Genomic DNA, 17,672 nt, shown 5'->3' with positions numbered 1-17,672 from the left:
CCTCTCCTTTCGTTGATGGCCGAAGCGATCGCTTCGATCGATGGATAGAAGATAAAATCAGAACGATACTTTCGGTAGACTGCACAATTCGTACTCAGCGTTCCATCTGGAGAACGATCGATCATGCGGGACCTGAACGATCTCTATTACTTCGTGCAAGTGGTCGACCACGGCGGCTTCGCGGCCGCCGGGCGCGCGCTGAACATGCCGAAGTCGAAGCTGAGCCGGCGGGTCGCGCTCCTCGAGGAGCGGATCGGCATGCGCCTCATCCAGCGCTCGACGCGACGCTTCGCAGTCACGGATGTCGGCCAGACCTATTGCGCGCATTGCCGCGCGATGCTCGTCGAGGCGGACGCGGCCGACGAAGCGGTCGCGCTGATGCGCGCGGAGCCTCGCGGCATCGTCCGGATGACCTGCCCCGTCGCGCTCCTCGATGCGCTCGTCGGCGACATGATCGCGGCGTTCATGGCCGAATGCCCGCTCGTCGAGATCCATCTGGAGGAAACGAACCGCCGCGTCGACGTCGTCGGCGAAGGAATCGACGTCGCGCTGCGCGTTCGGCCGCCGCCGCTCGAAGACAGCGAGCTCGTGCTGCGCGTGCTCGGCGAGCGCGGACAATGCCTCGTTGCGAGCCCGCGGCTTCTCGCGCGCGCCGGCGCCGGCGTGCCGCGCGTGCCCGCCGATCTCGCCGCGCTGCCGAGCCTCGCGCTCGGCCTGCCTCAGGACGAACACGTCTGGAACCTGTACGGGCCCGACGGCGCGCATGCGGCGATCCATCATCGGCCCCGGCTCGTCACGCGCGGGATGCTCGCGCTGCGCGCGGCGGCCGTCGCGGGGGTCGGCGTCGTTCAGTTGCCGACGATGATGGTTCGCGAGCCGATCGCGCGCGGCGAGCTGCGGCAACTGCTGCCCGGCTGGGCCCCGCGACGCGAGATCGTGCATGCGGTGTTCGCGTCGCGCCGCGGGCTGCTGCCTTCGGTGCGCGCGCTGCTCGACTTTCTCGCGCAGCGTTTCGCCGCGCTCGAGCCGGATTAGACGAACGCTCCGGCAGCCGATCGATCAGACGTTCGAACGCGATCCAACGCCCGCTCGCATCCTGGTCGCCGCGCGCGCTCACGCCCCGCGCGGCGGCGAATTCCCGTAGACTGCCCGAGCCATGGCCGCTCGCGGCCGCCGCTCAACCCTCACGTCAATCGCTCATGTTCGCGCTCTCCGAAGCCCTTCCATCGTCGAAGCCCGCGCTCTACGAAACGCTCGCCGCGCAGGCGCGCGCGCTCGTCGAGACGGAAACCGACATCGTCGCCAACGCTGCGAATTTCGCATCGCTCGTCTATCACTCGCTCGATGGCCTCAACTGGGCCGGCTTCTATTTCTTCGACGGCCGCGAGCTCGTCGTCGGGCCGTTCCAGGGCAAGCCCGCATGCGTGCGCATCCCGCTTGGCAAGGGCGTGTGCGGCACTGCCGCGCAGACGCGCGGCACGCAGGTCGTGCACGACGTGCACGCGTTCGCCGGCCACATCGCCTGCGATTCGGCGTCGCGATCGGAAATCGTCGTGCCGCTCATCGCGCGCGACGGCGCGTTGATCGGCGTATGGGATGTCGACAGCCCGCTGATCGGCCGCTTCGACGCGGAGGATGCGACAGGAATGGAGGCGCTGTGCCGAGTGTTCGTCGAGGTTGCGTGGGAGAACGCGACGCGGCGCGGCGAGTAAATCGGCATCCGGCGATGCCGGCCGCCCGCGCACAAGCGCGGGCGCGGGCGCGGGCGCGGCCACGTTCGCTCGATCGTATTCCTGCACCAGCGCTGAGGCTGCAATTCTGTGAAGCACCGTGAGCGGGCTTTAGCGAATTTGGCCCTGACCGGATCGCAGTTCAATTGCAAAGCGGCTCTGGTTGCCCTCCGCTCGCCCAGACATCGACGCACAACTCACGCTGAAGTCCACGGGTCCTCTTCGGGAAAACCACCCGAGCCGTAATGGCCCTGACATTGGCAAGAGCCTACGCCACCGCCAAATCCCCCGCATTCATCGGGGCATTCTCCGCGAGATAGCGCCTCTGGTCACACCAGATCCCCCGCTGATCCCATAGCGCGCAGGGCCACGACGTGAATGCCGCAACCGAATCGTGAACGTATTCCGCCAGCAGTTGATCGACGACCAGCAAAGGCGGTGCCTGCTCGTCCCACGCCGACAGGATCATTTTTTCGTATGGGGTCAACTCACGCGGTGTCGGCGGGCATCCGCGCCGACGGCCGCAAGGAAGTACTGGGTTTGTGGATCGAGCAAACCGAAGGCGCCAAGTTCTGGCTGAAGGTCTTCAACGAGCTGAAGAACCGCGGCTTGCACGACATCCTGATCGCGGTGGTCGATGGGTTGCGCGGCTTCCCCGAAGCGATCGAGGCGGTCTATCCGGCCGCCCAAATCCAGACCTGCATCGTGCATCTGATCCGCAATTCGCTGAATCTGGCGAGCTGGAAGGATCGCAAGCCGCTGGCTGCCGCGATCAAGCCGATCTACCAGGCCGCCACGGCCGAGGCGGCGGCAGCGGCGCTCGACGCCTTTGCGCAGAGCGAGTGGGGCCGCAAATTCCCTACCGTCGCGGCCATGTGGCAGCGCCAATGGGAACAGGTGATTCCCTTCTTTGCCTATCCGCCGGAGGTGCGTCGAATCGTATATACGACAAACGCTATCGAGAGCATGCACATGCAGTTGCGCAAGATCGTCAAGAACCGCGGCCACTTCCCGAGCGACGAAGCCGCCAGCAAACTGCTGTATCTGGCCTTGCGCAACATCGAAAAGGATTGGAAGATGCCGCCTATCACTTGGCGGCAAGCAGTTAATCAGTTCGCCATTCTGTTCGGCGAGCGATTCACCTCCGCCATCAACTGAGACCTTTAACCGGCCTCAGCACACGAAATTCCTGACACGTCCTTGCAATGGCACGCCGGCCCGCAAAGCTTCTGCATACATGTGTCGTAGCGGGATCAACGACAAGTCCTGCTCGCGCCCCTGCTCCTCCGGCCCGTAACCACCGCCGACATCGGAATGCACGCCCGGATATACGACTTCCTCGCAGTTGTTCACCGCATACCGGTCAGTATGATTAATCGGCACCATGCCAAGCGCAGGCCCGCGCCCCTCAAGAGGATCGTCGGGCAAGAAACTAGAACCGGCGCAAGCGGTCAGCGCGACGACAGCAAAGCCCGCCGCGAAAGCCATACGCCGGAATGTGGAAAAGGTCATCTTGTGCTTCCTTGTGGGTAAATGCCCTGATTATGCTTGGGGTCGATCGATCGCGACCGGCAGCAGCGGTTTCAATAATGCCGCGCCTTCGGGCGATGCCTCGAACGCTGGAGCGATCGCTTCGCGTCGCTCGGTGACTGCCGTCGGCACAATACCGGCATCGAGCAGTTGATCAAGACGAGCGACATATGCGTCACCCTCTTCTTAGGATTAGAACGTCAGGGAAAGTGGCTTTGGGAGGAGCTTCGAACCTCGGATGGTGTATTCCCACGTTCCGGAGAAGCGTAATCGCTTGGTCGCTATGTGCTGAGCGAACTCGCCTATACGGCCAAAGAGCCGACTTAGGCGTGGTTACGCGTGTTTCTTGAATGGTTAGAGGCGACTCTGTACCACTCCAGGCGACTTTCCTACAAGGATGAAAGCGAAGCAGAAAAAAGAAAAGCCCTGACGAATCAGGGCTTTATCTTTTATAACTTGGAGGCGCGAGCCGGAGTCGAACCGGCCTACACGGCTTTGCAGGCCGCTGCATAACCGCTTTGCTATCGCGCCGTAAGCGGACTGCCGAATATCGCGAAACCAGCCGGCTTGCAACGATCGACAGATTTCGTTCGAAGCCCGAAGGGCACATCAAACAAAAAGGGAAGCCCGGCTTCCCCTTGTTCTGGAGCGGGAGACGAGTCTCGAACTCGCGACCTCAACCTTGGCAAGGTTGCGCTCTACCAACTGAGCTACTCCCGCATCGTCCTGCACTGCAGGTTTTGCCGAACAACACGTCAAACAAAACGCTGCTTTAAAACCTGGAGCGGGAGACGAGTCTCGAACTCGCGACCTCAACCTTGGCAAGGTTGCGCTCTACCAACTGAGCTACTCCCGCGTTTTGCCTCATCCACCGCACTGCGTCAGACGTCGTGCAGTGGAGAAACGAGATTATGGTGAAACTCGATTTGTGTGTCAAGCGTTTTTCGCGCCCTTTTTCTTCGACCGCGTCATCGCCCTCATCGGCGCGCGATCCCGCTCGCGTTTCGCCGTGCATTCGGCGGCGCGCTCACGCCGCGCCGCCACGCTCGCGAATCTGCGGCCACGCGAGCTTCATGTAGTAAAGCATCGACCAGATCGTCAGCACGGCCGCGAGATAGATCAGCCACTCGCCCCACACGCGCGTGTCGATCGCGACGCCGCCGCCGAACGGCAGACGACCATAGAAGAGCAGCATCGGAATCGCGACCATCTGGCACGCGGTCTTGAACTTGCCCAGCGAATTCACCGCGACGCTCTTCGACGCGCCGATCTGCGCCATCCATTCGCGCAGCGCCGAGATCGCGATTTCGCGGCCGACGATCACGAGCGCGATCGCCGCGTCGATACGCGCGAGCTGCACGAGCATCAGCAGCGCCGCCGTCACCATCAGCTTGTCGGCGACCGGATCGAGAAACGCGCCGAACGCCGACGTCTGGTTCCATTTCCGCGCGAGATAGCCGTCGAACCAATCGGTCAGCGCGGCAAGAATGAAGATCACGGCCGCCGCCAAATTGCGATGGTCGGCGCTCAGCATCGTGTCCGGCAGGTAAAACACGCCGACGACGAGCGGAATCAGCACGATTCGCACCCACGTCAGGAAAATCGGGAAATTGAACGGCATGGCACGCGACACGGTTGAAGGATTTGCCATTGTGCCGCGTCGCCCGCGCCGCCACAAGCAAGCCGGGCGGCCCGGACCGCGCCGCCCGGCTTGCCCGCGAAGGGCCGGGCGGCGAAGGAGCGGCGCTCAGTGGAGTTGCCGATAGATCTGCTCGGCGAGCGCGCGGGAGATGCCCTCGACGCTCGCGAGTTCGTCGACGCTCGCGGCAACGACGCCGCGCAAGCCGCCGAAACGCGCGAGCAGCCGCTGCCGCCGCTTCGCGCCGACGCCTTCGAGCTCCTCGAGCCGCGACGTCTGCCTCGTCTTCGCCCGCTTCGCACGCATCCCGGTGATCGCGAAACGGTGCGCCTCGTCGCGGATCTGCGCGACGAGCATCAGCGCGGCGCTCTCCTTGCCCAACTCGAGCGGCGCGCGGCCGTCGGCGAAGATCAGCGTCTCGAGCCCGACCTTGCGCCCCTCGCCCTTCGCGACGCCGACGAGCATCGAGATATCCAGCCCAAGCTCGGAAAACACCTGGCGCGCGATCTCGACCTGGCCCCGGCCGCCGTCGATCAGCACGATGTTCGGCAGCCGGCCGGCCGACGCGGCCGCATGCACCGCGTTGCCGTCGATGCCGGCCGCTTCGTCGGCCGACGCCTCGGCGGCCGCCTCCTCGACCATCTTCTCGTAGCGACGCGTGAGCACCTGGCGCATCGCCGCGTAGTCGTCGCCGGGCGTGATTCCCGCGATGTTGTAGCGGCGGTACTCGGACGACTGCATCTTGTGATGGTGATAGACGACGCACGACGCCTGCGTCGCCTCGCCCATCGTATGGCTGATGTCGAAGCACTCGATGCGCAGCTGCGCGAGATCGTCGCTCTCGTAGCCGAGCACGTCGGCGAGCGAGCGAGCGCGCGCCTGCTGCGATCCCTGCTCGGACAACAGCCGCGCGAGCGCGAGGCGCGCGTTCTGCTCGGCCATCGCGAGCCACGCGCGCTTCTGGCCCTGCGGCTGCCGCACGAGCGCGACCTTGTGCCCCGCCTGTTCGACGAGCAGATCGATCAGCTCGCGATTCGCGATCGCGTGGCTCACGACGAGAATCGGCGGCACGCGGTTGCCGAGATAGTGCTGCGCGATGAACGCTTCGAGCACTTCGGTTTCGAGCGGCGCGGCGTCGGCGTCCGCGTCCTGCGATGCGGCGGTAACGCTGTCGGGCTCAGACGGCGCGGCGGCTTCGCGCGCATCGGCCTCGCCCCGCGCGCCGGCGCTCGCGTCCGCGCTTCGCTCGACATCGCCTTCGGCCCGCGCGCGCGTGGGCTGCGCCGAGCGATCGTCCGCGCGCGCCGCGGCCGCCGCATTTGCCACCCCATTTGCCGCCGCATCGCCCGCAAGCCGCGCTTGCGCGGGCGATTCCGCCGCGTCCCGCGCGTCGTCGCCCGCCCCTTCGCCGGCGTGCGCGTCGACGCCGCCCGCGAGGGCGAGCGCGGTCTCGACATGCGTCGGGAAATACGCCTTGTCGCCGAGATGCCGGCCGCCGCGCACCATCGCGAGATTCACGCACACCCGGCCGCCCTGCGCGACGACGGCGAGGATGTCGACGTCGCTGTCGCCGCCGACGTCGATCGCCTGCTGATGCAGCACCTTCGCAAGCGAGCTCATCTGGTTGCGCACGGCCGCCGCCTGCTCGAACTTCAGCTCGGCCGCGAACGCATGCATCTTCCGCTCGAGCTCGCCCATCACCTCGCCCTGCCGGCCGAGCAGGAAGCGCGACGCGTTGTCGACGTCGCGCGCGTAATCCTCCTCGCCGATCGCGCCGACGCACGGCGCCGAGCAGCGGCCGATCTGGTGCAGCAGGCACGGACGCGTGCGGTTGCTGAACACCGAGTCCTCGCAGGTGCGCAACTGAAACACGCGCTGCAGGATCTGGATGCTCTCGCGCACCGCCCATGCGCTCGGAAACGGCCCGAAGTACTGGTTCTTCTTGTCGACCGCGCCCCGGTAGTACGCCATCCGCGGAAACCGATGGCCCGTGAGCTTCAGGTACGGATACGACTTGTCGTCGCGAAACAGGATGTTGTAGCGCGGCGCGAGCGCCTTGATCAGGTTGTTCTCGAGCAGCAGCGCCTCGGCCTCCGAGCGCGTGACCGTGGTCTCGATGCGCGCGATGCGCGTGACCATCATCGCGATGCGCGGCGACAGCTGCGTCTTCGTGAAGTAGCTCGACACGCGCTTTTTCAGGTCGCGCGCCTTGCCGACGTACAGCACCGCTTCCTGCGCGTCGTAATATCGGTAGACGCCGGGCAGGTGCGGCAGTTGGGCGAGGATCGGCTTGGGTTCGAAACGGGATTCGGATGCGTCGGGGGATGTCATGCTCAATGCGGGTGCGAGGGGCGCGCGCGAACAAGGTCATTTAGAATCGCCAGTGTAGAGCATTCGCCGCGCGCGAACGCGGCCCGGCCGCCGCCGCGCGTCCGCGCCTCGTGCGCGCCGCGCCGGTTATGCGCCGGTCGCGCGCCTGTTTTCAAGTCGATTCGCGCGCCGATCGGCGCTTCATTCGCTTCATTCGCTTCGCCCAGATCAAATGACGTCGTCCGCCCCTCTTCCCCCGCCCGCGTCCGCGCCCGCCGACACCGCGCCGTCCCCGCAAACGGCAAGCCCGATCGCGTGCGACATCTTCTGCGCGGTCGTCGACAACTTCGGCGACATCGGCGTGTGCTGGCGCCTCGCGCGCCAGCTCGCGGCGGAGCACGGCTGGCAGGTGCGACTCTTCGTCGACGACCTCGCGACGTTCGCGCGCCTGCAGCCGGCCGCGTTGCCCGACGCCGCGCGGCAGACCGTCGACGGCATCGTCGTCGAGCACTGGCGCGCGCCCGCGCACGCGGGCGACACGCTCGAGATCGCCGACGTCGTGATCGAGGCGTTCGCGTGCGAGCTGCCGGGCGCGTACGTCGCCGCGATGGCGCGCCGCGCGCGGCCGCCCGTGTGGCTCAACCTCGAATACCTGAGCGCCGAAGACTGGATCGGCGACTTCCACCTGCGCCCGTCACCGCACCCGCGCTACCCGCTGACGAAGACGTTCTTCTTCCCCGGCCTCGGCCCCGGCACGGGCGGCGTGCTGAAGGAGCGCGATCTCGACGCGCGCCGTGCGGCGTTCGAAGCCGACGGCGACGCGCGCCGCGCATGGTGGCAAAACGTCGCGTGCGCGCCGATGCCGGGCCCGGACGCAACCGTCGTGTCGCTCTTCGCGTACGAGAACCCGGCGCTCGATGCGCTGCTCGAGCAATGGCGCGACGGCGGCGAGCCGGTCGTGCTGCTCGTGCCCGAGGGCCGGATCTCGGCGCGCGTCGCGCGCTTCTTCGGGGCCGGCGCGTTCGGCGCCGGCGCGCATGCGGCGCGCGGCAGCGTCGCCGCGCACGGTCTCGCGTTCGTCGCGCAGCCCGACTACGACCGGCTGCTGTGGGCGAGCGACGTGAACTTCGTGCGCGGCGAGGATTCGTTCGTCCGCGCGCAATGGGCGCGCCGGCCGTTCGTCTGGCAAATCTATCCGCAGGCCGATGACGCACATCTGCCGAAGCTCGACGCGGCGCTCGCGCACGTCACCGCACGCGTCGATCACGCGACGCGCGCGGCGACCGAGCGCTTCTGGCATGCATGGAACGGCGCGGGCGCGCCCGACTGGGCCGACTTCTGGCGGCACCGCGCGGCGCTCACAGCGCGCGCGGCGAGCTGGGCGGACGAGCTCGCGGCCGTCGGCGACCTCGCCGGAAATCTGGCGAATTTTGCAAAAACTCAGTTAAAATAAGCGGTTATCCAATGGCTGACCACGCAAGCGCGTCCGTTCCCGGCGCGACGCTTCAGGATAAAGGGGGCCGCCAGTCCGGCCGCGGCCGATCGCGCATGCGATCGCCGGGCTTGCCGGATCGAGCCCGCTTGCGCCGTTAGCCGTTGAGCAACGCTCAGGCAAATTCTCTCGTTCAGGATAGTTTTAGTTATGAAAACCGCACAGGAACTCCGCGTAGGCAACGTCGTGATGGTCGGCAACGACGCATGGGTCGTCTCGAAGACCGAATACAACAAGTCGGGCCGCAACGCCGCCGTCGTCAAGATGAAGCTGAAGAACCTGCTGACGAACGCAGGCCAGGAATCGGTCTACAAGGCGGACGACAAGTTCGACGTCGTCGTGCTCGACCGCAAGGAAGTGACGTACTCGTACTTCGCGGACCCGATGTACGTGTTCATGGACGCCGACTACAACCAGTACGAAGTCGAAGCGGAAATGATGGGCGACGCGCTCAACTACCTCGAAGACGGCATGGCATGCGAAGTCGTGTTCTACAACGAGAAGGCGATCTCGGTCGAACTGCCGACGATCCTCGTTCGCGAGATCACGTACACGGAACCGGCCGTCAAGGGCGACACGTCGTCGGGCAAGGTGCTGAAGAACGCGAAGCTCTCGACGGGCTTCGAGTTGCAAGTGCCGCTCTTCTGCAACACCGGCGACAAGATCGAAATCGACACCCGCACCAACGAGTACCGCAGCCGCGCGTAAGCGCCGATTGCGCCTGCCGGTTGAACAAAGCGCCCCACGGGGCGCTTTTTGTTTATTCGACGTCGCTTATTGCATAAAGGCGCCGCATCATAAACAATGTTTTTGAGGAAGCGCTGACGGGATTCAATTTGTATCATCCGTAACTGTTTTATAGTCGATAACAAATACCGTACGCCAAGTGTGCGATGGGGCATAAAATTCATTTCTCATCCCGAAATGGGGGCTGTACGCCTGTCCTGCCGATGGACCGGTCTTTCAACTCGCGCACACCATGCCACTCGCCCTGATTGTCGAAGACGATCCCAATAGCTTATCCGGCCTGACCGCGCTTCTTGCCGCGGACGGCTTCTCGGTCGATACGGCGACATCGCTCGCCGAGGCGCGCGGCGCCCTCGCCCGGTCGATTCCCGACGTCGTCCTCGTCGACCTGAACCTGCCCGACGGCAGCGGCTTCGACCTGCTGCAGAACCTGCCGCAACAACAGCCGAACGGCTCGCTGCCGGTGATCGTGCTGACCGGCAACGCGACCGTCGAGAGCGCGATCGAAGGGTTGCGGCACGGCGTCTGGGATTACCTGCTGAAGCCCGTCAACATCCCCCGGCTGCGCAGCCTGCTCGCGCGAATTCCCCGCCCGTACGAACTGATCGAGGAAGTGCAGGCGCTGCGCGCGTCGCTGCGCCGACTCGGGCGCTTCGGTTCGCTCGTCGGGCGCAGCGACGCGATCCAGCACGTCTACGACATGATCGAGCACAACGCGCGCACCGAAACCGCGGTGCTGCTGTGGGGCGAGCCCGGCACCGGCAAGGAAGCGGCCGCGCGCACGCTGCACGAGCTGAGCCGCCGCCGCAAGGGCCCGTTCGTCGCGTTCGATTGCCGCGCCGCCGTGCAATCGCCGCGCAACATCGAGACCAACGGCCGCGCGATCGAAAGCATGCTGCTCGGCCGCGAGCGCGGCGCGTACACGGGCGTCGAGCGGCGCGACCCCGGCCTCTTCGAGCAGGCGAGCGGCGGCACGCTGTTCCTCGAGGAAATCACCGCGCTGCCGCTGCCGCTGCAGGAGGCGCTGTTGCGCGCGCTCGATTCGCAGAACTTCATGCGCGTCGGCGGCACGACGGAAATCGCGAGCGACTTCCGGCTGATCGCGACGACGCGCCGCCCCGCGCGCGAAGCGGTCGCGAACGGCACACTGCGCGAGGATCTTTGGCTGCGCCTCGACGCCGCATCGATCGGCCTGCCGCCGCTGCGCGAGCGTGACGACGACGTCGTCGTCATGGCCGAGGCGTTCGTCGACGATCTGAACCGCGACGCGCGCGCGGCGGGCCTGAACATCACCGACAAGCGAATCGCGCCCGCCTTCATCCGCGAATGCCTCGCATACGACTGGCCCGGCAACGTGCGCGAGTTGCGGGAGCGCGTGCGCATCGCATACGACCAGTCGGGCGATTTCATCGAAACGCTGCGCGCGGGCGACGCATATCCGCAGCCCGGCGCGGCGCTGAACGGCAGCAGCGTGCAGGTGCGCGTCGGCACGCCGCTCGCCGACGTCGAGGATCTGCTGATCCGCGCGACGCTCGACGCGGTCGGCGGCACGCGCCACCGCGCGGCGACGCTCCTCGGCATCAGCCCGAAGACGCTCTACAACAAGCTGCAGCGAATGAAGATCGGCTGACGCCCGGCCGACATCGAAGCGGGGCGGCCGCGCGCCGCCCTCGCCTGTTTCAAGTCAAGCGAACGTGCTGCGCAACAGTTCCTGCGCGCTCAGATAGCGCGGCTCACGCATCAGCTTGCGCCATTTGAGCGCCTTGCCGCGCGGGCGCATCTGCTTGATCCGCAGCAGCGATTCGTGCGACGTCGTCGTGCGCAGCTCGTCGAGCACCCGCTGCGCCGCATCCGGTTGATTGCACACAAGCACCATGTCGCAGCCCGCATCGAGCGCGGCCTGCGCCGCCTGCGCGAGCGTGCCGCCTTCGCGCGCGGCTTCCATCGACAGATCGTCGCTGAACACCGCGCCCGGGAAACGCAGCCGGCCGCGCAGCACGTCCTGCAGCCATACGCGCGAGAAGCCCGCCGGCTTCGAATCGACCTGCGTGTAAATCACGTGCGCCGGAATGACGGCCGACAGCGACAGCCCGAGCCAGTCGTACGGCGCCGCATCGTTCGCGAGGATCTCGTCGAGCGGGCGATCGTCGATCGGCAGCGCGACGTGCGAATCGGCCTCAGCGAAGCCATGACCGGGAAAATGCTTGCCGCAGTTCGACATCCCGGCAAGCGCAAGCCCGTGATTCAGACTCTTCGCAAGCAGCGCGACGACGCGCGGATCGCGATGGAGCGCGCGATCGCCGATCACCTTCGAGCGGCCGTAGTCGAGGTCGAGCACGGGCGTGAAACTCATGTCGATGCCGCACGCGCGCAGCTCGGACGCGAGCACGTAGCCCGTCGCGGTCGCCGCCTTCGTCGCGTGCAGCACATCCTTGTCCCACAGCTCGCCGAGCCGGCGCATCGCCGGCAGCACGGTGAAGCCGTCGGTGCGAAAGCGCTGCACCCGGCCGCCCTCGTGATCGACCGCGATCAGGATGTCGTCGCGGATCGCCCGGATCGCGTCGGTCAGCGCGACGAGCTGCGCGCGGCTTTCGAAGTGGCGCGCGAACAGAATCACGCCGCCCGTCTGTGGATGCGCGAGACGGCGCGCGTCGTCACGCGTGAGCGTCGTGCCGACGACGTCGAGCATCACCGGACCGGGGGGCAGTTTCATCGAATCAGCGTCCTTGCGGAGAATGGATCAGGAAGCGGCGCCCGAGCGCGCGGCGACCACGTCGTCGGGCGCTTCGGCGACGACGAACGTGACCGCGTAATCACGCTCGTCGCTCACCGTCACGCGCGCGGTGATGCCGCGCGCGTCGAGCCACTCGGCGAGCCCGCCCGACGCGACGACGTAAGGCTCGCCGCTCGGCCGGTTGAGCGTCTGCAGCGCGCGCCACGTCATCGGCCAGTGCATGCCGAGGCCGATCGCCTTCGAGAACGCTTCCTTCGCGGAAAAGCGCGTCGCGAGAAACGCGATGCCGCGCGCCTCGGAGCGCGCGCGCCGCGCATGGAACACACGCAGCTCGTCGGGACCGAGCACCTTCTCGGCGAAGCGCCCGCCCGTGCGCTCGAGCACGGCGGCGATGCGGCTCACCTGCGCGAGATCGGTGCCGATGCCGTAGATCGCCATGCGCGTCAGCGGCCGCCGTGCAGCGCGGCGACGCGCGCGGCGACCATGATCGCCTTCATCTCGCGCACCGCGTTGTCCCAGCCCGCGAACACCGCGTGCGCGACGATCGCGTGCCCGATGTTCAGCTCGGCGATGCCGGGCAGCGCGGCGATCGCCTGCACGTTCGTGTAGTGCAATCCGTGGCCCGCATTCACCTTCAGCCCGAGCGCGATGCCGGCGTCGACGCCCGTCGCGATCCGCTCGAACTCGCGCTGCTGCTCGGCCGTGTCGTGCGCGTCCGCATAGCGGCCGGTGTGCAGCTCGATCACGGGCGCGCCCGTTTCGTGCGCGGCGCGGATCTGCGCATCGTCCGGATCGATGAAGAGCGACACGCGCACGCCCGCGTCCGCGAGCTGCTTGCACGCGGCGCGCACCGCGTCGAAATGCCCGACGACGTCGAGGCCGCCTTCCGTCGTCAGCTCCGAGCGCTTCTCCGGCACGAGGCAGGCGTCGTGCGGCCGGACCTCGCATGCGATGTCGAGCATCTCCGGCGTCACCGCGCACTCGAGATTCATCCGCGTCTTCACGAGCGGACGCAGCGTGCGCACATCCGCATCGACGATGTGCCGGCGGTCTTCGCGCAGATGCAGCGTGATCGCGTCCGCCCCCGCGTCCTCGGCGGCGAGCGCCGCGCGCACGGGGTCCGGATACGCGGTGCCGCGCGCGTTGCGCAGCGTTGCGACGTGGTCGATGTTCACCCCCAGTTCGATGGCGGTGGGCGTTGTCAGGAAGAAGCTCATAGGTTTTGCAGGTCGATCAGGATCTGACGCGTGGCGAGCGGCGTGCCGCCCAGATAGGTGTTGAGCAGAAAGCGCATCAGCGTCTTGCTTTGCGCAACGGTCTGCGCCCGATGGTAATCGTCCTCTTCCATGTCGAGCAACGTCTGGCCGGCGATCACGGGCCAGTGCGGCGGTACGTCGCTGTCCGCATCGCGCACGCCCCGCTCCGGATCGAACACGTAGAGCTTGCCGGGCTCGACCGCACGCCGCGCGACGGTGCGCTTCAGCGTCATCGCATAGCCCGTCTCGCGCAGGAGCACGCGCTCGAACGAGCGCAGCACCTGCACGGGCGGCTCACCGTGCGCGAGACGCGTAAGCGTGACGAGATAGTGCTGAAAGAGCGGCGGATGCGGGTCCTCGCGCGCGCAGAATTTGACGAGCAGTTCGTTCGCGTAGAAGCCGCACAACAGCGCGTCGCCCGCGAGCGGCAGCATGCCGCCCACCCATTCGGCGCCCGTCAGCGTGCGCAGCTCCGACTTGCCGGACCACGACAGCGACAGCGGCTGGAACGTCTGCAGCACGCCGCGCAGCGCCGAATGCGGGCGCTTCGCGCCCTTCGCGACGAGCGCGATGCGGCCGTGATCGCGCGTCAGCACGTCGATGACGAGGCTCGTCTCGCGGTACGGATAGCTGTGCAGCACGAACCCCGGCTGCTCGGCGATCCGGAATTCGGACGTGCGCGGCACGGTGCGGCGCGGCTTGCGCGCCGGCTTGTTGGCGGCCGGCGCGCCGGGTGCGGGCGGCACGGCGAAGGGTTGCGGGTCGGCGTCGGCCTCGTCGGTCATCCCGACATCGGACGTCCCGTCATTCGTACCCATAGGCGCGCAGCCCCGCTTCGTTGTCCGCCCAGCCGCTCCTCACCTTGACGAAAGTCTCGAGATAGACCGGGCCGTCGAACAGCTTCTCCATGTCCTGCCGCGCCTCGGTGCTGATCTGCTTGAGCTTCGCGCCCTTCTTGCCGATCACCATCGCCTTGTGCGAATCGCGTTCGACGAGGATCGTCGCGAACACGCGCGTGAGCCGCCCCTCCTCCTCGAACTTGTCGATGACGACGGTGCTCGTATAGGGCAGCTCGTCTCCCGTCCAGCGGAACACCTTCTCGCGCAGGATCTCGGCCGCGAGGAAGCGCGAGCTGCGGTCGGTCAGGTCGTCTTCGCCGTAGATCGCGTCGCCTTCCGGCAGATACGGCTTGATCGTGTTCATCAGCCGCTGGATGTCTTCCGGATGCTTGGCCGACAGCGGCACGATCTCCGCGAACTCGCGCAGCTCGCCCATCTTCTGGAAGAAAGGGTACAGCGTGTCCTTGTCGGATACGCGGTCGAGCTTGTTCGCGACGAGCAGCGTCGGCGTGCCGGGCGGAATCAGGTCGAGCACCTTCTGATCGTCGGGGCCGAAGCGGCCCGCCTCGATCACGAACAGGATCGCGTCGACCGACGTGAGCGTCGACGTCACCGCGCGGTTCAGCGACCGGTTGAGCGCGGTGCTGTGGCGCGTCTGGAAGCCGGGCGTGTCGACGAAGACGTATTGCGCGTCGTCGAGCGTGCGAATGCCGGTGATCCGGTGGCGGGTCGTCTGCGCCTTGCGCGACGTGATGCTGATCTTCTGGCCGACGAGCGCGTTCATCAGCGTCGATTTGCCGACGTTCGGACGACCGACGATCGCGATCATGCCGCAACGAAAACCGGTGGGAGCGGGTGCGTTCATATCAGGCTGCTGCTGGGTTCGGAAGCGGCCGCGCGACCGTGCGCGACCGCGGTGTCGATTGGAACGATGTCAATGACCCGCATCGGCCACGCGCACGGGCGCGGCGGCCAGATCGGGCTCGGCGGCCGATGACGCGTCGCGCGCGCGCGGCGGCCGATCGGCGGCCCCCGCGCAAACGCGCGCGGCGGCGTCCGGCTTTTCCGTCAGCGGCTCCGCCGTCTTGTCGGGCGTCTTTTCCGGAGCCGGGTCGGGCGATTTGTCCTGCGGCTTCTCGTGGCCCTTGTCCGGCGCCTTTTCCGCCGATTTCTCCTGCAACCTGTCCGTCGCCGGCGCGGGCTTCTCGGCCGGCTTCGCCGCACGCGGCTCGCCCTTGTCGGCGCCGTGCTCGACGTGTGCCGCGCGGATCATCGCGACGGGCGCGGTCCCGGGGGAACGGGCGGCCGAATCGTCGGCGTGCGCGGGCACGACGGGCGAAACGGCCGCGTGAGTTTGCGCGCCAGCCTTCGCGTCCGCCGAGGCCCTTGCCTCGGTCGCCCTCGAATCGTCCACGCGCGACTCCGCAACCTTCGGCTCGCCCTGCTTCGCGTCGCCCGACTTCGCGTCGACCGTGGCCCTCACATCGGCCGCCTTCGGCTCGACGCCTTTCGCTTCGCCGCCCGCCGTGCGGCCCGCGCCGCGCTCCTTGCGGTCCGGCGAACGCAGGTCGAGCGCCTCCTGCACGCCCTTCACGCCCGGCACGATCTCGGGCTCCATGTGCTTCGCGCCGCGCGCGCTCTTCGAGCGCTTCGGCTTCGCGGCAAGCATCGGCGCAACCGCCATCACCTCGTCGAGCGCCTTCTTCGCGGCGGCCTGCTCGGCCGCGCGACGGCTCGCGCCCGAACCCGACACCTTGATGTCCAGCTTCGGCACCGTGCACTCGACTTCGAACTGCTGATTGTGCGCCGCGCCATGCGTCGCGACGACGGTATAGGTCGGCAGCGCGATCTTATGGCCCTGCAAGTACTCCTGCAGCAGCGTCTTCGCATCCTTGCCGAGCGTGCGCGGATCGATGTGGTCGAGAATCGGCACGTACAGCCGCTTGATGACCCCTTGGGCGGCTTCGAAGCCGCCATCGAGGAACACCGCCCCGATGATGGCTTCGAATGCGTCCGCGAGGATCGACGGTCTTCGGAATCCGCCGCTGCGCAACTCGCCTTCGCCAAGCCGCAGGCCGTCCGAGATATTGAGGGCCTGAGCAATCTCGTACAGTGACTGCTGCTTGACGAGATTCGCCCGCACGCGCGACAAATCGCCTTCGTCCAGCTTGCTGAAGCGCTGAAACAAAAGGGCGGCCACCGCGCAATTCAGAACGGAATCGCCGAGAAACTCGAGCCGTTCGTTATGCGTGGCACTGTGACTGCGATGGGTCAAAGCCTGGCGCAGCAATTCCGCATTGCGAAATTCGTAGCGCAGCCGGCTTTCCAACTGGGATAGGGGCATGGACAGGAGTATAACGCGGGCGCCGCGTCGGTCGGGAAACGCGACCTGGCGCAAAAAGGCGTGACGAGGCGGTGTTGCCGCCGGTTCTGCGAGCAGTTCGGCGACACGCCGCGCAGCCCGCGCGCGGCGTGTCGCAACGTTCGCTGCGGCTCAGTTGAACGAGCCGATGCGCTTCAGATCGCTGAAATTCATCCAGATGAAGAACGCGCGGCCGACGATGTTCTTGTCCGGCACGAAGCCCCAGTAGCGGCTGTCGGCGCTGTTGTCGCGATTGTCGCCCATCATGAAGTAGTGGCCGGGCGGCACCTTGCAGACGACGCCGCGGCTGTCGTACTGGCAGTTGTCGCGATACGGATAGTCGTCCGCGCCCATCACGAACGGCGGCACCGACGGATTGTTCAGGATCGCGTTCTTGCGCGTGCCGAGCGTTTCCTCAAACTGCTTCGCGTAGTTCATCCGCTCTTCGTCGAAGTAATCCGACAGCGGCGTCTCGGGCACGGGCTGGCCGTTGATCGTGAGCTTCTTGTCCTGATATGCGACCGTGTCGCCCGGCAGGCCGATCACGCGCTTGATGTAATCGACCGATTCGTCCTTCGGATAGCGGAACACGACGACGTCGCCGCGCTCGAGCGGACGGCCTTCGGTGATCTTCTGATTCGTGATCGGCAGACGCAGGCCGTAATCGAACTTGTTGACGAGGATGAAATCACCGACGAGGAGCGTCGGCACCATCGAGCCCGACGGAATCTTGAACGGCTCGACGACGAACGAGCGCACGACGAACACGACGAGAATCACCGGAAAGAAGCTCGCGGTGTACTCGAGCCACCACGGCTGGCGCAGCTTTTCGTCACGCAGGCGCGCGCGCGTCTGCGGCGCGTTCTCGTCGGCGAAGCGTTCGCCGATCCGCTCCTGCTGGCGATCGAACTCGGCGATCGCCGCGTCCGCCGCCTTCTTCCTCTGCGGCAGGAAAACCAGTTTGTCCAGCACCCATGCGATGCCCGTCACGACGACGAGCACAAAAAGGATCAACGCAAAATTCATAGAGGAT

General features: G+C 66.6%; 14 protein-coding genes, 3 tRNA genes and 3 pseudogenes. 6 read left to right on the top strand and 14 right to left on the bottom strand.

Translation table 11 applies throughout. The features are described from left to right. The first annotated feature begins 123 nt into the window (after window positions 1–123). The gene (locus BTH_RS21110; RefSeq protein ID WP_009890032.1) at window positions 124–1,035 is read left to right on the top strand and encodes a LysR family transcriptional regulator; all 912 of its coding nucleotides are present in this window, start codon (window positions 124–126) and stop codon (window positions 1,033–1,035) included. A gap of 164 nt (window positions 1,036–1,199) precedes the next feature. After that, entirely contained in the window at window positions 1,200–1,712 is a 513-nt protein-coding gene (locus BTH_RS21105; protein ID WP_009890031.1) for a GAF domain-containing protein, read from the top strand. 286 nt (window positions 1,713–1,998) lie between these two features. Here BTH_RS21105 and BTH_RS35910 read toward each other — a convergent pair. Continuing rightward, window positions 1,999–2,259 (bottom strand): annotated as a pseudogene (locus BTH_RS35910) (DUF2235 domain-containing protein); the annotation flags it as partial. On the opposite strand from BTH_RS35910, the pseudogene BTH_RS21095 reads away from it, so the two are divergent. Further along, window positions 2,235–2,888: pseudogene (locus BTH_RS21095) on the top strand (IS256 family transposase); the annotation flags it as partial. The pseudogenes BTH_RS35910 and BTH_RS21095 overlap by 25 nt on opposite strands. A 45-nt stretch (window positions 2,889–2,933) precedes the next feature. On the opposite strand, the pseudogene BTH_RS31690 reads toward BTH_RS21095, so the two are convergent. The 6 genes and pseudogenes from BTH_RS31690 to uvrC form a co-directional block, all read right to left on the bottom strand. Further along, window positions 2,934–3,080: pseudogene (locus BTH_RS31690) on the bottom strand (phospholipase effector Tle1 domain-containing protein); the annotation flags it as partial. A 637-nt stretch (window positions 3,081–3,717) separates the two neighbouring features. After that, window positions 3,718–3,791: transfer RNA gene (locus BTH_RS21090), tRNA-Cys, on the bottom strand. Between the two features lie 113 nt (window positions 3,792–3,904). Beyond that, window positions 3,905–3,980, bottom strand: a tRNA-Gly gene (locus BTH_RS21085). Window positions 3,981–4,040: 60 nt separating this feature from the next. Beyond that, window positions 4,041–4,116 (bottom strand) — tRNA-Gly (locus BTH_RS21080). A 171-nt stretch (window positions 4,117–4,287) separates the two neighbouring features. Then, a complete protein-coding gene (pgsA, locus tag BTH_RS21075; protein WP_006025821.1) occupies window positions 4,288–4,881 on the bottom strand; it encodes a CDP-diacylglycerol--glycerol-3-phosphate 3-phosphatidyltransferase in 594 nt (197 codons plus the stop codon). Window positions 4,882–5,007: 126 nt separating this feature from the next. Next, complete coding sequence (gene uvrC / locus BTH_RS21070; RefSeq protein WP_009890027.1) at window positions 5,008–7,230, bottom strand: excinuclease ABC subunit UvrC; 2,223 nt, start codon at window positions 7,228–7,230, stop codon at window positions 5,008–5,010. Window positions 7,231–7,441: 211 nt separating this feature from the next. On the opposite strand from uvrC, the gene earP reads away from it, so the two are divergent. The 3 genes from earP (at window position 7,442) to BTH_RS21055 (ending at window position 11,078) form a co-directional block, all read left to right on the top strand. Further along, on the top strand, window positions 7,442–8,662 hold the full coding sequence (gene earP, locus BTH_RS21065) for an elongation factor P maturation arginine rhamnosyltransferase EarP (RefSeq protein WP_009890026.1): 1,221 nt from the start codon (window positions 7,442–7,444) through the stop codon (window positions 8,660–8,662). Window positions 8,663–8,851: 189 nt separating this feature from the next. Further along, window positions 8,852–9,409 (top strand): elongation factor P, encoded by a 558-nt coding sequence (efp, locus tag BTH_RS21060; protein ID WP_009890025.1) that lies wholly within the window; start codon window positions 8,852–8,854, stop codon window positions 9,407–9,409. Window positions 9,410–9,680: 271 nt separating this feature from the next. After that, a complete protein-coding gene (locus tag BTH_RS21055; RefSeq protein WP_009890024.1) occupies window positions 9,681–11,078 on the top strand; it encodes a sigma-54-dependent transcriptional regulator in 1,398 nt (465 codons plus the stop codon). 54 nt (window positions 11,079–11,132) lie between these two features. Here BTH_RS21055 and nagZ read toward each other — a convergent pair whose 3' ends face one another. The 7 genes from nagZ to lepB all read right to left on the bottom strand — a co-directional run bounded on the left by nagZ (window position 11,133) and on the right by lepB (window position 17,665). After that, window positions 11,133–12,161 carry a beta-N-acetylhexosaminidase gene (gene nagZ / locus BTH_RS21050; protein ID WP_009890023.1) on the bottom strand — a complete coding sequence of 343 codons (1,029 nt, stop codon included), beginning with the start codon at window positions 12,159–12,161 and terminating at the stop codon, window positions 11,133–11,135. A 27-nt stretch (window positions 12,162–12,188) separates the two neighbouring features. After that, the gene (gene acpS, locus BTH_RS21045) at window positions 12,189–12,620 is read right to left on the bottom strand and encodes a holo-ACP synthase (protein ID WP_009890022.1); all 432 of its coding nucleotides are present in this window, start codon (window positions 12,618–12,620) and stop codon (window positions 12,189–12,191) included. A 5-nt stretch (window positions 12,621–12,625) separates the two neighbouring features. Beyond that, window positions 12,626–13,399 (bottom strand): pyridoxine 5'-phosphate synthase, encoded by a 774-nt coding sequence (pdxJ, locus tag BTH_RS21040; protein ID WP_009890021.1) that lies wholly within the window; start codon window positions 13,397–13,399, stop codon window positions 12,626–12,628. Beyond that, window positions 13,396–14,256, bottom strand: coding sequence for a DNA repair protein RecO (recO, locus tag BTH_RS21035; protein WP_011402149.1), 861 nt, complete (start codon window positions 14,254–14,256; stop codon window positions 13,396–13,398). The genes pdxJ and recO overlap by 4 nt, the downstream gene beginning before the upstream one ends. Further along, the gene (gene era / locus BTH_RS21030; protein WP_009908944.1) at window positions 14,243–15,142 is read right to left on the bottom strand and encodes a GTPase Era; all 900 of its coding nucleotides are present in this window, start codon (window positions 15,140–15,142) and stop codon (window positions 14,243–14,245) included. Before era ends, recO begins: the two co-directional genes overlap by 14 nt. Window positions 15,143–15,211: 69 nt before the next feature. After that, window positions 15,212–16,621, bottom strand: a complete 1,410-nt coding sequence (gene rnc / locus BTH_RS21025) for a ribonuclease III (protein WP_011402148.1) — start codon at window positions 16,619–16,621, stop codon at window positions 15,212–15,214. A 150-nt stretch (window positions 16,622–16,771) separates the two neighbouring features. Next, on the bottom strand, window positions 16,772–17,665 hold the full coding sequence (gene lepB / locus BTH_RS21020) for a signal peptidase I (protein ID WP_009890017.1): 894 nt from the start codon (window positions 17,663–17,665) through the stop codon (window positions 16,772–16,774). Between the last annotated feature and the right edge of the window lie 7 nt (window positions 17,666–17,672).

Source organism: Burkholderia thailandensis E264 (genome assembly GCF_000012365.1).
Taxonomy (GTDB): domain Bacteria; phylum Pseudomonadota; class Gammaproteobacteria; order Burkholderiales; family Burkholderiaceae; genus Burkholderia; species Burkholderia thailandensis.
Note: the sequence above shows the minus strand (reverse complement) of the source record. Positions and strands in the feature narration are given on the sequence as shown.